We start from the raw sequence: 13,471 nt of genomic DNA, 5'->3' as shown, positions 1-13,471 counted from the left end.
CATATATCCATTTGAAACCAAATTGGTAGTATTCAAACGATTTTTATTGTGCGTTGCGGCGGGTGGTTCGCCCCTGCGAACATGTGCTGACGCGGCCGGTTCTTGCGCCGGCGTTCCAAGACCGTGGAGAGATTTCCTGCGCCGGGGAAATGGTCAGGCCGCCGAAGCGGACTTTTCATTCGCCGCGACGCTGCCTTGTCCTTCTGTCTTGCGGCTGGCGTGATAGGCGCGTTTCTGCGCGTACATCGCAATGTCGGCACGCCGCACCATGGCTTCCATCGTTTCCCCCGGCTCGCTTGTCGCGACACCGAGCGATATGCTGAGCGGAGCATTGGAGTAGAACTGATTGTTGATCTTCAGCAGCTCGCCGATGGTCTCGACCATTGCGGCGACAGCCTGCTTGTCGGCGCCGGGCATCAGCACCGCAAACTCGTCGCCGCCGATGCGGGCAGCATGGTTTGGCTGTGTGGCGGCGCCATTCAGAACTTCGCCGAGACGGCGCAGCAGCGCATCGCCGGCATCGTGTCCCAGCTGGTCATTGGCCTCCTTCAGGCCGTTGAGATCGATGACGACAGCCGAGACCGGCCGCAGCGACTTGCGTTCGAGCCTGTTCAACTCGTCCACGTAGAAGGCGCGATTGTGAAGCTTGGTCAGGACGTCGTGCTTGCCGAGATATTCGAGGTAAGCTTCGGCCTTCTTGCGCGCTGTGATGTCGGTGAGGGCTACCTGCACAAGTGCCCAGTCGCCTTCGTGGCCGGGAAGGACGGAGAATTGCAGAAGGACGTAGCGCTCGGAGCCGTCGAGGGCGTAGTTGATCACTTCGCGCTGATGAAAGAGCCGGCCGTTCCAAAGCTCGATCAGCTGTTCGCGGAAGTGTTTTTCCATGTCGTCGCGGAAGACATCGCCAATGCGCTGCAGAAGCGTATGCCGGTCGGGTGCGCAGAACAGGTCGAGGGTTGCCTGGTTGACGTCGATCACCTGGATCTCGCTCATGCACTGACGCACGAACTCGGGATGGACATCGGTGAAAACCCTGAAATCGTCGATGCCGCGATCGCGGACATTCTCAAGCAGCAGTTTGATCTGGCTGAAATCCTCGACCCAGAGCGAGACCGGGGAATGCTCGAAGATGCCTTCGGCGTAGCGGCGATTTTCGCGCTCCTTGCGGCGCGCTTCCTCACGTGCGGTGACATCTTCCGTTGTCAGCATTATCTGCGCAAGCGACTGCTCATGGCCCGGCAGCACCGAACCACGGAGCTGGATATCGAGCCTGCGGCCGGACAGCGTATAGTTGACCGCGCTGCTGGTGAATTCGGTCTTGCCATCCCAGAGTTCTGCCAATTCGTTGACGTGGCTTTCGAGCATCTCGTCGCGAAACACCAGGCCGAGATTGGCGACCAGGTGGTCGAGATCGTTAGCCCCGAAGAGTTCGAGTGTCTTTCGGTTGACGCGCAGCACGCGGATAAGCTGTGAGCAGGCGGCGATGCGCGTTGTGTCTTCTCTAAGGTAAGCTCGGATGTCTTCGACGCCCTCAGCGCGCCAGCGATCGAATTGCGCCTTGACCCCGCTGAAATCCTCGATCCACATCGCGATCGGTGACAGGTCGAAGATATCGGAGTCGCTCATGATGAGACTTTCGGTTTGTTGTCGCATGTGTGGAGGCGCAGCGTTGTTCGTCGGCTTTTAAGCATGATTCGTAAACCTTCACTTGATGCGGCGAAGATCGGTTTCCCGATCCTCGTGCGATTCATGCCATTGACGCGCGCTCAGTCAGGCCAATCTAGAGATAGGAGACCTTGTGCCCGCGACAGTGCGAGTGAGTGATGATGGTGAGTAGCGTTCAGAGTCTCGGGCGACAGGCGACAGTCGCGACGGCCAAATTCTGTCTCGTCATGCTGGTCATGATTTTCCTAGCGGCGGGATCCCTGTCTTACTGGCAAGGCTGGGTGTTTCTCGTGCATTTCTGCGGGTGGTGCGCAGTCCTCACGGCCTATTTCGTCAAGCGCGACCCGGAACTGGTCCGGAAACGCATGAGTGTCGGACCGGCGGCGGAACGCGAGCCATCGCAGAAGCGCATACAGTCCTTTAACAGCATCGCGATCCTTGCGCTTTTCGTCGTTTCGGCGCTCGACCACAGGTTCGGCTGGTCGGTCGTTCCGGCCTCGATCGTGCTTCTCGGCAATGCATTGATCGCGGTCGGCTTTATCGGCTGCTTCTTCGTGCTCCGGCAGAATTCGTTTGCCGCGGCGACAGTCGGCGTGACGGCGGGGCAGCGGGTGATTTCGACCGGCCTCTACGGCGTGGTGCGCCATCCGATGTATGCCGCGGCGCTGGCGATGTTTTTTGGCGTGCCCTTGGCGCTGGCTTCCTATTGGGGTCTGCTTGTGTTGGCTCCCGTCATTGGTGGTCTGGTCGCCCGCCTCCTAGATGAGGAGAGGTATTTGGTGGGCAATCTGGTCGGCTATGCCGAGTACCGCAGCCAGGTCCAATGGCGCCTAGTGCCTGGGATCTGGTGACGGATCATTCCTCTGGAGGCTGGTGAGGCGGCGGCCCTTGCGGTAAATATCGCGGCAGGTCGATGGAGGGCGTCGTGGCAATCAGGGTCGTGCAATTGGGTTCGCCGCGGGCAGAAGGCGAGGGGGTGCGGATCGGTACCGTCCGCCGACCGCCACGGGGCGTGCCGAAGGAAGAATTTTCCAGCCGCAACTACTATGACGTCTGGCTGCCGGTGCTTTCGCCGAGCCAGCCCCTTGTGACGGAAGCGAAGGCCGCGACGACTGACGCCGAGTGGGCGGCCTTCGTCCGCAGCTTCACGAAGGAAATGAAAGTGCCGGAGGCGAGCCATGTGCTAGACCTGCTCGCCACGCTTTCGCATGCCAGTCATTTTTCAATCGGATGCTACTGCGAGACCGAGAGCCGCTGCCATCGAAGCGTGTTGCGGCGCCTCCTTGAAGAGCGCGGTGCGACATTTGCCGCGGAAGGCTGTGCCTGATGGCTGCAGAGGATGACCTGAAGCGAAAGCCAACGACCGAGCCCGGTCCTGATGAGAAGATCGATGCGACCTTTCGCAACGGGTCACTGACAGCAGCCGGCATCATTCTCGGTTTTTCCCTGAGTTTCATGAGCCGTTGGGCTTCGAATCCGAACGACTGGAGCCGGATCGATATCCTGCCGATGTTGCTGCTGACGGTAGGGATTGCCTTGCAGGTCAAGGTCTTTGCCGATCTGCTGGCCAGGGACTCGCTGATTGCGGCCAAGTACGATCGGGCGAGGCGCCTGTTCCTGATCGGAATCGCGGTCGTCGCCGCCGGGATCGGGCTCGCATTGCTCAACGACATACTGGGGTTGGGATCGATGCCGATCCTGGGGTGAGCGGGCGCCACGCCCGCTCCATGAATTCGGACTTCCTCGCTTGTCGGTAGTCGTTCGTGTACCTGCGGGATCAGGTCCCTAGGATGATCTTGCTGCAGGCAAATGCGACGGTCGGACTGCTCAACACGGCAATCATGAGCGAGGCTACGATCAGAGGCAGCGAATAACGTTTCATCTGCGTCCTCCTTCTCTCCCGCGATCGATGCGCGCGGGAGTTCAGTATGCGGGACGCGGGGCAGTAAACGAAGTCACGAAAGGGTGAGGCAAGCCGCGCTGTCGTTTGCTGCAGTTGTTGGTACATTATCTGAGGTCAGTGAGTTGGCGGTTCCGCTTTAGGAAACCCTCTCCACAAACCCATCCAAGACGCGCTTCTGGCCTGCCCGGTCGAACTCGATCGTCAGCTTGTTGCCCTCGATCTCCACGATGTTGCCGTTGCCGAATTTGAGGTGGAAGACGCGATCGCCGGTCTTGAATTTCGAGGGCTCGGCGGCGGTTGATTTCGCCACGAGTTCGCCATCGATGGTGCGGCTGCGCGGGCCGCTTTCGCCGTAGCCGATGCGTTCGACGGCGTGGCCAGAACGTGTGCCCCAGTTGTCGCGGGTGGCGTCCGTCTTGTTCTGCTGGGCACGCTTCCAGCCGGGCGTCGAATAGGAGTTGGCGAAGGGGTCAGCCTTGTCGAAACGGGACTGGCCGTAGCCACCGCGACCATAGCCGCCGTAGCTCTGCTCGGCTTCCGCCACCTCGACATGCATTTCCGGCAGTTCGTCGAGGAACCGCGAAGGGATGGTCGACTGCCAGAGACCGTGGATGCGCCGGTTGGAGACGAACCAGATGTGGCAGCGGCGCTTGGCGCGGGTGATGCCGACATAGGCAAGGCGGCGTTCTTCCTCGAGGCCGGCGCGGCCGCTTTCGTCCAGTGAACGTTGGTGCGGGAACAGGCCTTCCTCCCAGCCCGGCAGGAAGACGGTATCGAACTCCAGGCCCTTGGCGGAATGCAACGTCATGATCGAGACGGCGTCGAGGTTTTCGTTCTGCTCGGCGTCCATGACAAGCGCGACGTGCTCGAGGAAACCACGCATCGACTCGAAGCTCTCCATCGAGCGAATGAGTTCCTTCAGGTTTTCGAGACGGGTCGGCGCGTCCGCCGACTTATCGTTCTTCCACATGTCGGTGTAACCCGACTCTTCAAGGATCTGCTCGGCAAGCTCAGTGTGCTGGGTGTTTTCCAGCATTTCCTGCCAGCGGCGGAATGATTGGACGACGTCGAAGAGAGCTTTGCGCGCCTTCGGCTTCAGCTCGTCGGTTTCGATCATGTCGGCGGCTGCGGCCAGCATCGGAATGTCGCGGGCGCGGGCATAATCGTGGAGGGCGCGCACCGTCGTATCGCCAAGACCGCGCTTCGGGGTGTTGATGATGCGCTCGAAGGCGAGGTCGTCGGCAGGCTGGGCGACGAGGCGGAAGTAGGCCATGGCATCGCGGATTTCGAGGCGCTCGTAGAAGCGCGGGCCGCCGATGACTCGGTAGTTGAGGCCGAGCGTCACGAAGCGGTCTTCGAACTCGCGCATCTGGAATGAGGCGCGCACGAGGATCGCCATGTCGTTGAGCAAATGCCGCTTTCCTTTGGCGTCGCCGCGTTGAAGTTGCTCGATCTCCTCGCCGATTTCCCTGGCTTCCACCTCTGAATCCCAGGATGCGTGCACCTGGACCTTGATGTCATCGGGGTCGCTGCGGTCGGTGAAAAGCGTCTTGCCGAGGCGGCCTTCATTGTGAGCGATCAGGTGGCCGGCGGCGCCAAGGATATGCGCCGTCGAACGATAGTTGCGCTCCAGCTTGATGACCTTGGCGCCCGGGAAGTCCTTCTCGAAGCGGAGGATGTTGTCCACCTCGGCACCGCGCCAGCCATAGATCGACTGGTCGTCGTCGCCGACGCAGCAGACGTTCTGCGGCTCGCCCTTTGGGCGCTGGGCAAGCAGCCGCAACCACATGTACTGGGCTGTGTTGGTGTCCTGATACTCGTCGACAAGGATGTAGTGGAAGCGGCCGTGATACTCCTTGAGAAGATCCGGGTTTTTCCGGAAGATCGCGATCGGGTGCATCAGGAGATCGCCGAAATCGCAGGCGTTCAGCGTCGAGAGCCGTTGCTGATAGGCAAAGTAGAGTTCGCGGCCCTTGCCGTTGGCAAAGGCGCGGGCGTCGCCCTCGGGAATGTCGCCAGGGCCGAGGCCCTTGTTCTTCCAGCCATCGATCATTCCGGCGAACTGCTTGGCAGGCCAGCGCTTGTCATCGAGGCCTTCCGCCTGGATCAGCTGCTTGATCAGCCGGACGACATCATCGGTGTCGAGGATCGTGAAGTCGGAGCGCAGGTTTACGAGTTCGGCATGGCGGCGCAGAAGCTTGACGCCGATCGAGTGAAAAGTGCCGAGCCAGGGCATGCCCTCGACGGCGCCGCCGACGAGCACGGCAATACGTTCCTTCATCTCGCGGGCGGCCTTGTTGGTGAAGGTCACGGCAAGGATCTGCGAGGGGAAAGCGCGTCCAGTGTTCAGGATATGGGCGATGCGCGTCGTCAACACGCGCGTCTTGCCGGTGCCCGCACCGGCGAGCACGAGTACGGGGCCTTCCAGTGTCTCGACGGCTTCGGTCTGTTCAGGGTTCAGGCCGGAAAGGTAATCGGGGCGCCCGCCGCCATCGCGAGCTGCCATGGCACGGGCGGCGAGCCTTCCGGCGGCGGGAGCGGCAGGGGCCGGTTGCTTGCGCGGCGGCTCGCCCGGCTCTTCATCGAAGAAGGGGATATCGTCGAAACTATTGCTCATGGCGCGTAATGTAGTGATTCGGGATCGAAAGACCAGAAAAGATGTTCTGCTTTCATTCCGCCCCGCACCCGCTGTCCTCAGCTTATGCAGTGCATTCGAGCAGTCCTGCCCGGGAATTGCCCATGTGCGCTGTAAGGGCGGGCTCGGTCGCGCGCAAACATCGTCAATAAAACTCAGAAAACAAAACCGTCATTTGACGTTGGCGATGAAATTCTACAACACGGCAGGCGGCGGTCGAGAGTTGCCTGACAGTAACTCAGTCTTGAATTACAATTCAGTAATGCTGGAGCAATTCGCTTGCTGGTGATCGGCAAAGAGACAATATTGTCGCAGACGCGCGGCAATTTGTCCTGCGAACGCCTCTTTCGATAGACCCTGGACCAGCCTCGTGTCCCTCTGGAGACGTGAATGCCATTTTGGAAGCAGTTTATAGTTTGCCTTGTCGTGATTGCGGCCGGCTTTGCTGGATGGGTTTTCTTCGTGCCAGGGGCTGGCGAGACGCTACGGAAGGCCGGCTTTTCAGAGGTTTCAAAGCTGGCGCCCGGTGAGGCTGCACCGAAGCCGGTGGGGAGCGAGGAAGGGCAATCGAGACGTCGCAGCGGCGGAGCAAACGCGCCCGTTCTGGTCGCCACGCAGGCCGTCGTTCGTGGTGTCGTCAATGATCGGCTGAGTGCCATCGGCACGGGCGACGCCATCCGCTCCGTGGTGGTGATGCCGCAGGCAAGCGGGACAATTCGCGAGATCCTGATCAAGTCGGGCGACAGGATCACCAAGGGGCAGGTGCTTGCAAAGCTAGACAGCGAAGAGCAGGTCATCGCTCGCGGTCAGGCCGATGTGGCGCTGAAAAGCGCCGTCGAGAAATCCAGCCTCTACCACAACATCAAATCCAGCGTGTCGCGCATGGATGTCTTCGATGCAGAAATCGCCGAGCAAGGCGCACGCCTTCAACTGCAGGCCGCCGAACTCAATCTCGAGCGTCGCAGCATTGTCGCGCCGATCGATGGCATTGTCGGCATCATCCCGGTCAACGTCGGCGACAACGTTTCGACGACGACGCCGATCGCGACCCTCGACGACCGGACCGAAATCCTGGTCGACTACTGGGTGCCGGAACGCTTCGCCAACACGATCACGGTCGGCCAGCCCGTGGAGGCAACGTCGGTGGCACGGCCAGGTCGGGTATTCTCGGGCGCGGTCGAGGCAATCGACAACCGCATTGACGCCGCCAGCCGGACAATGCGCGTGCGGGCCCGAATCGACAACGCATCGGACGAACTGCGCGCCGGCATGTCGTTCAATGTCGGGATGAGGTTTGGCGGCGACCAGTATCCCGCGGTCGATCCGCTCTCAATCCAGTGGGATTCGCAAGGCGCGTTCGTCTGGCAGGTCGTCGACCGCAAGTCCGGCAAGGTGCGTGTCAGCATCGTGCAGCGCAATCCCGACTATATTCTCGTCAAGGCCGATCTGGACGATGGCGATGCAATCGTTACCGAAGGGCTGCAGCGTGTCCGTGAAGGCGGCGCGGTACGGGTGGCCGGCGAAGTGGCGTCGAATTCGGAGCCAGTCACGCAATGACCGTGACCGAGATGCAGGAGAAGCCGGCTTCCGGCAAACAGACCTTCACCGCGCTGTTTGTCAGGCGCCCGATCCTTGCGCTTGTCTTCAACGCCCTGATGATCGTTGCCGGCCTTGCAGCCTATGCCGGGATCGAAGTGCGCGAACTGCCCGATGTTGACCGACCCGTGGTGACGGTGCGCACGACTTTCGACGGTGCCTCGCCACAGACTATCGACCAGGAACTGACGAAGGTGATCGAGGGCGCTGCCGCACGCGTCAGCGGCCTCAAATCCATTTCCTCCAGTTCTCAGTTCGGCCAGAGCCGGGTGACGCTCGAATTCTCTGACTCCGTCGATCTCGCGGTAGCGGCAAACGACGTGCGAGATGCCATCGGCCGTATCGCCGACCGTCTTCCCGAAGAGGCGGATGCGCCGCAGATCGTCAAGGCGGATTCCGACTCTCAGCCGATCATGCGTCTTGCCGTTACGTCGTCGAAACTGAACATGGACGATCTGACGCTTCTCGTCGAGAACCAGGTCATCGACCGGCTTGCCTCGGTAGATGGCGTTGCCGATGTCGAAACCTACGGCGACCAGGAGAAGGTCTTCCGCGTCGACGTGAACCAGAGCGAACTGGCCAGTCGCGGGCTGACCGTTGGCGATCTGACGAAGGCGCTTTCAAGCGCTGCTCTCGACGTGCCGGCCGGATCGCTAAAGAGCCCGACGCAGACGATCGTTGTCCGCGCGATGGCAAGTTTGCAGACGCCGGAGGATTTCTCCAACGTCATCCTGCAGAACCACGTGCGTCTCGGCGATGTGGCAAATGTTACCCTCGGACCGCGCGACGGGCAGACGGCGCTGCGCTCGAACGGCGTTCCCGGCATCGGCCTCGGCGTCATCCGCCAGGCACAATCGAATACGCTGAACATCTCCAACGGCATCAAGGACGCCGTCGCCGAGCTTTCAAGAACGCTTCCCGAAGGCACGCGGATCGCCATCACCAGCGATGACGCCGTCTTCATCCAGGGCGCGATCCATGAAGTGGTACTGGCGCTCATCCTGGCCGCGGTCATCGTCACCGGCGTCATCTATCTCTTTCTGCGGGACTGGCGTGCGACGATTATCCCTGCCGTCAGCATGCCGGTTGCGCTGATCGGAACCCTGGCAGCGGTCTATCTCGTCGGCTTCTCGATCAACATCCTGACGCTGCTAGCGATCGTGTTGGCGACCGGCCTTGTCGTTGACGACGCGATCGTCGTTCTCGAAAACATCGTTCGCCGCCGTTCGGAAGGCATGGGACCTCGAGCGGCTGCCGTGCTCGGCACGCGCGAAGTGTTCTTTGCTGTCATCGCCACGACCGCGACGCTTGCAGCGGTCTTTATTCCGCTTTCCTTCCTGCCGGGGCAGGTGGGTGGTCTGTTCCGCGAATTCGGCTTCGTGCTGGCTTTCTCGGTTGGCCTCTCATCCATCGTTGCCCTGACGCTATGTCCGATGTTGGCTTCACGGATACTGACGAAGGAGATGCTTGAGGACCATGGCCTTCTTGGCCGTTTCGGAAGGTGGTTCGCCGACGCCTACCGATGGTCGCTGCACGCCTGCCTGAATGCACCGCTTGTGGTCGTCGTCGCTTCGTTGCTTTTTGCCGGTGCCGCTGTTCTTGCTTTCCAGACGGTTCGAAGCGAGCTGACGCCGAACGAAGACCGCGCGATGGTGATGATGCGCCTGACCACGCCGCAGGGGTCAAGTCTCGAATACACGCGCGACAAGATGCAACGGGTGGAGGAATATCTCCAGCCGCTTGTCAATAGCGGCGATATCAGCAATGTCTTTTCGATCTCGGGACAGGGCGGACAGGTCAACAGCGGCTTCATGGTGCTGACGCTGGCGCCGTGGGGTGAACGCCATCGCACACAGGCGGAGATCGTGGCCGATATCAACCGGGCCGCAGCAAGGGTTCCGGCGCTGCGCGGCAATGCGATCCAATCGAACAGCCTGCGCATCCGCGGCGCCGGCAACGGACTGCAGATGGCCTTGGTCGGCAACGATCACGAGGCTCTGACGACTGCGGCTGCTCAACTGGTGCAGGCCCTCGACGCCACGGGCCATTACGATACGCCGCGACTGACCAACGAACCGACCCAGGCCCAGGTGTCGGTGACGATCGACCGCGAGCGTGCCTCCGATCTCGGGATCGACATCACCGGCCTTTCAACGGCTATGCAGTCGCTCCTGGAAGGGCGATCGGTCGTTGACGTTTTCGTCAAGGGCGAAGCCTATCCGGTGCTGCTCACGTCGAACACCCGACCACTCGACGATCCGACGGATCTAGAGAACGTCTTCCTGAAGACGGGCGATGGCAAAATCGTGCCGATGTCTGTAATCGCGTCACTGACGGAGAGCTCGGTCGCGCCGCAATTGAACCGCGAACAGCAGCTTGCGTCGGTAGCGATCACGGCCGGCCTGAAGAATGGTCTTTCGCTCGGAGATGCCGTCAAGGAAGTAACCGAGATCTCCAAATCGATCCTGCCTGCCGGTGCGCGTCTCGTGCCACTTGCCGAGGCGGCGACGCTGGAGGAGAACTCAAGCGGCATGGCACTGACCTTTGGCTTTGCAATCGTCATCATCTTCCTGGTTCTGGCCGCGCAGTTCGAGAGTGTGCTGTCGTCGGTTATCATCATGTCGACGGTTCCGCTCGGGCTGGCATGCGCCGTCTTCGCGCTGATCATTACCGGGTCGAGCCTCAATATCTACAGCCAGATCGGCCTTGTTCTGCTTGTGGGCGTGATGGCGAAGAACGGTATTCTGATCGTTGAATTTGCCAACCAACTCCGCGATCGCGGCGAGGAGGTGCGCACGGCGATTGAGAAGGCGTGCGCGCTACGCCTGCGCCCCGTGATGATGACCATGATAGCGACGATCCTCGGCGGCGTTCCGCTGGTCTTCGCCCATGGCGCTGGCGCGGAAGCGCGCATTGCGCTTGGCTGGGTTATCGTTGGAGGGCTTGGCTTTGCGACACTGGTGACGCTCTATATTACGCCGGTCGCTTACCTGCTGATTGCCCGCTTCGCGAAGCCGCATGCTCACGAAGAGGAGCGGCTCCACGAAGAAATGGCGCACGCATCGCGTCCGCGCCCTGCCGCCAAGGCAGGCCGGCTGGAGGCGGCAGAATGAACCGCGCCTTCAGCGGGTAAGGTCCTGCGAGTTATGGCTTATAAAAAGTTGTAGGATTGGATGAATTTCTTCTAAATTTTAGACGTTTTTTAAGTGTGAGCGGTAATCATTCCGACAGAAGCCGAAAGGTCCTCCAGCGTTTTCTGAGGGCCGCCCTGGTGCCTCGTTCAGGCGCTCCCGGACAATGATCGTTCGCGGTACGGTTTGTTTGTATCAGTGTATTGTTGTGTTCGGAGTACAGTACCTTGAGCATTTATCGGCGCACCTCGGTGGATGCCGCGCTGTATGTATTGCGCGACATCGGTCGCGACATGACCAAAACCCAGAGGCAGGTGTCTACCGGCCTCAGAGTCGAAAGAGCGTCCGACAACGGCGCCTATTGGGCGATTAGTTCGACCCTGAAAACTGATCAGAAAGCTCAATCGGCCATTCGCGACGCTCTCGGCCTGGCGGCTGCGACGATGGGCACGGCCTATAACGCCGTCGACAGCGCAATTGATCTCGTCAGCGAGATCAAGGCAAAGCTGGTCGCAGCGACCGAGTCTGGTGTCGACAAGGACAAGATCAACACCGATATCGCCCACCTGAAAGATCAGCTCCGGTCGGTCGCGCAGTCGGCGGAGTTCAACGGCGACAACTGGGTTACGATCGACGATTCGGCCGATCCCTCCAAGCCGAGGGAGATCCCGTCGTCGTTCGTCCGCTATTCCGACGGAACGGTGAAGGTCGATATGCTGAGCTATGAGGTCGATCTCGCGCCCGTTGGGGCAACCACCTCGAAGGATGCTCGCTACCTGATTGACGACCGTACCACCGGTTCCGGTGAATATGGCGCTCTTACATCCCAGTATTTCGCGACCGAGGCCGGTGCCTCGCAGAACTATGTGATGCTCAAAGGCGCTGGTAACACGGCTGGGCAGGTTGAAATCGGTGTTTCGAGCAGCACGACGCAGGCGCAGGTGAAGGAGATGATCACCGTCGTCGATATGATGCTGAACCAGATGACGACGGTTGGCTCGGCCTTCGGTGCGCTTGAAAAGCGCATCAGCATCCAGAGCGACTTCGCGCAGTCGCTGGACGACTCCTATTCCCGCGGCATCAGCCGTCTGATCGACGCCGATATGGAAGAGCAGTCGAGCCTGCTGCGTGCCTTACAAACCCAAGAGCAGCTTGGCTTGCAGTCGCTGAACATCGCCAACGCCAGCTACGACACGGTTCGCCAACTCTTCCAGAACTTCTAACCGGTCGTCTTGAAGTAGAACTGTCGCTTAGATTCCGACGGGCGACTTAGCGGCCTGGCCGTTGTTGTTGCTTGCCGTCCGCAGTAGTTGTGCTTTTTGCCCAATTTCGAGCATCTGCAGCGTCTGCTTCATCTTGTTGCCGCAATCCTTAATACTGGTCGCATTAACACCGAATTGGAGATTCGCCCGTCCATGATCAAGAAATTCATACTTTTGACTGTTGCCGCAACTTACCTTAGTGCTTGCACCACGACCGACCCCTATACGGGCGAGCAGAAGATGTCGAATACATCGGGCGGCGCGCTGCTGGGTGCCGGCGTTGGCGCGCTTGCCGGTTTGGCGGTCGGCGGCTCGCCGGTCGGACGTCGCAATGCCGCGCTGATCGGCGCCGGCGTCGGTGCGCTCGCAGGCGGTGCGATCGGCAACTACATGGACCAGCAGGAATCGGAACTGCGCGCCCAGCTCCAGGGAACGGGCATTTCGGTGACCCGCCGCGGCGACAACATCATCCTCAACATGCCGTCCAACATCACGTTCGATGTTGACCAGGACGCTGTGAAGTCTGGCTTCTATCCAACGCTGAATTCTGTCGCGATCGTCCTGCGCAAGTTTAACCGCACGCTGATCGACGTCAACGGCCACACCGACTCGACCGGCAGCTTGCAGCACAACCAGGATCTGTCACAGCGCCGCGCCATGTCGGTTGCCGATTATCTCGGCACGCAGGGCATCGACCCGCGCCGCGTTTCCGCTGTCGGCTTCGGTCCGTCGCAGCCGATCGCTTCCAACGCTACGGAAGCTGGACGTGCTCAGAACCGCCGCGTCGAAATCCAGATTGCGCCTGTCACGCAGAGCTGATCCAGACTTCAGTCAAGAGAAACGGCCGGGCCAGCGCCCGGCCGTTTTCGTTATTGATGCATCGTCGCGCCCTTGGTGATCTTGTCGACGATCTTCTTTTCGGCCCGGATGGCTATGCCGACGACCTTGGCATCGTCGGGTGCGTATTCGGCAAAGACGGCCCTGTTGGCGGCGTCGTGGCCGGTTGCAAACATCTCCTCGATGAACAGCGACGAGGTTATGCCGCGCTCGAGCGAGCGGCGGTGGATTGTCGACATCGTTTCGTCCTCTGCAGACAGTACAATGATCGGCTGGATGGAAAGCGGATTGTAGAGATTGCCGGCGCGGTCTTTGTAGGCCTTGCCGATCATCTCGGGGTGCTGGCCGGCAATGCCACTCATCAGGAAAGCCGTGACGTTCAGCTTCTGCCAGGATGCAAGATTGTTTCGCAGGACGATCGCAATTTTGGTATCAAACATTC

At 60.4% G+C, this 13,471-nt stretch carries 10 protein-coding genes; 7 read left to right on the top strand and 3 right to left on the bottom strand.

The window, feature by feature from the left end; all coding sequences use genetic code 11:
• Positions 1-153 precede the first annotated feature (153 nt).
• Positions 154-1,626: a sensor domain-containing diguanylate cyclase gene (locus AF71_RS11965; protein WP_169681435.1), complete on the bottom strand. Its 1,473-nt coding sequence runs from the start codon at positions 1,624-1,626 to the stop codon at positions 154-156.
• 197 nt (positions 1,627-1,823) lie between these two features.
• Between AF71_RS11965 and AF71_RS11960 the strand changes: the two genes are divergently transcribed.
• The 3 genes from AF71_RS11960 to AF71_RS11950 all read left to right on the top strand — a co-directional run bounded on the left by AF71_RS11960 (position 1,824) and on the right by AF71_RS11950 (position 3,372).
• Positions 1,824-2,516, top strand: a complete 693-nt coding sequence (locus AF71_RS11960) for an isoprenylcysteine carboxylmethyltransferase family protein (protein WP_018858353.1) — start codon at positions 1,824-1,826, stop codon at positions 2,514-2,516.
• 74 nt (positions 2,517-2,590) lie between these two features.
• Positions 2,591-2,992, top strand: a complete 402-nt coding sequence (locus AF71_RS11955) for a DUF488 family protein (protein ID WP_026371947.1) — start codon at positions 2,591-2,593, stop codon at positions 2,990-2,992.
• Positions 2,992-3,372: a hypothetical protein gene (locus AF71_RS11950; RefSeq protein WP_018858355.1), complete on the top strand. Its 381-nt coding sequence runs from the start codon at positions 2,992-2,994 to the stop codon at positions 3,370-3,372. The genes AF71_RS11955 and AF71_RS11950 overlap by 1 nt, the downstream gene beginning before the upstream one ends.
• Positions 3,373-3,704: 332 nt before the next feature.
• Here the strand turns inward: AF71_RS11950 and AF71_RS11945 are convergent, their stop codons facing one another.
• Positions 3,705-6,185: a UvrD-helicase domain-containing protein gene (locus AF71_RS11945; protein ID WP_169681432.1), complete on the bottom strand. Its 2,481-nt coding sequence runs from the start codon at positions 6,183-6,185 to the stop codon at positions 3,705-3,707.
• A gap of 408 nt (positions 6,186-6,593) precedes the next feature.
• Here AF71_RS11945 and AF71_RS11940 point away from each other — a divergent pair, with 408 nt between their 5' ends.
• The 4 genes from AF71_RS11940 to AF71_RS11925 all read left to right on the top strand — a co-directional run bounded on the left by AF71_RS11940 (position 6,594) and on the right by AF71_RS11925 (position 13,011).
• Positions 6,594-7,760, top strand: a complete 1,167-nt coding sequence (locus AF71_RS11940; protein WP_169681430.1) for an efflux RND transporter periplasmic adaptor subunit — start codon at positions 6,594-6,596, stop codon at positions 7,758-7,760.
• The gene (locus AF71_RS11935; RefSeq protein ID WP_169681428.1) at positions 7,757-10,912 is read left to right on the top strand and encodes an efflux RND transporter permease subunit; all 3,156 of its coding nucleotides are present in this window, start codon (positions 7,757-7,759) and stop codon (positions 10,910-10,912) included. Before AF71_RS11940 ends, AF71_RS11935 begins: the two co-directional genes overlap by 4 nt.
• A 245-nt stretch (positions 10,913-11,157) precedes the next feature.
• A complete protein-coding gene (locus AF71_RS11930) occupies positions 11,158-12,153 on the top strand; it encodes a flagellin (protein WP_169681426.1) in 996 nt (331 codons plus the stop codon).
• 192 nt (positions 12,154-12,345) lie between these two features.
• Positions 12,346-13,011, top strand: coding sequence for an OmpA family protein (locus AF71_RS11925; protein ID WP_018858362.1), 666 nt, complete (start codon positions 12,346-12,348; stop codon positions 13,009-13,011).
• Between the two features lie 50 nt (positions 13,012-13,061).
• Here AF71_RS11925 and AF71_RS11920 read toward each other — a convergent pair whose 3' ends face one another.
• Entirely contained in the window at positions 13,062-13,469 is a 408-nt protein-coding gene (locus AF71_RS11920) for a DUF2000 family protein (protein ID WP_018858363.1), read from the bottom strand.
• Positions 13,470-13,471 lie beyond the last annotated feature (2 nt).

This window comes from Rhizobium sp. 57MFTsu3.2 (genome assembly GCF_012932765.1).
GTDB classification, from domain to species: Bacteria; Pseudomonadota; Alphaproteobacteria; order Rhizobiales; family Rhizobiaceae; genus Rhizobium; species Rhizobium altiplani.
Note: the sequence above shows the minus strand (reverse complement) of the source record. Positions and strands in the feature narration are given on the sequence as shown.

Coding starts and splice junctions, on each gene's coding strand:
- AF71_RS11920 (WP_018858363.1), bottom strand. CDS start 13,469: ATGTTTGATACCAAAATTGCGATCGTCCTGCGAAACAATCTTGCATCC.
- AF71_RS11950 (WP_018858355.1), top strand. CDS start 2,992: ATGGCTGCAGAGGATGACCTGAAGCGAAAGCCAACGACCGAGCCCGGT.
- AF71_RS11925 (WP_018858362.1), top strand. CDS start 12,346: ATGATCAAGAAATTCATACTTTTGACTGTTGCCGCAACTTACCTTAGT.
- AF71_RS11965 (WP_169681435.1), bottom strand. CDS start 1,626: ATGAGCGACTCCGATATCTTCGACCTGTCACCGATCGCGATGTGGATC.
- AF71_RS11960 (WP_018858353.1), top strand. CDS start 1,824: ATGATGGTGAGTAGCGTTCAGAGTCTCGGGCGACAGGCGACAGTCGCG.
- AF71_RS11940 (WP_169681430.1), top strand. CDS start 6,594: ATGCCATTTTGGAAGCAGTTTATAGTTTGCCTTGTCGTGATTGCGGCC.
- AF71_RS11945 (WP_169681432.1), bottom strand. CDS start 6,185: ATGAGCAATAGTTTCGACGATATCCCCTTCTTCGATGAAGAGCCGGGC.
- AF71_RS11935 (WP_169681428.1), top strand. CDS start 7,757: ATGACCGTGACCGAGATGCAGGAGAAGCCGGCTTCCGGCAAACAGACC.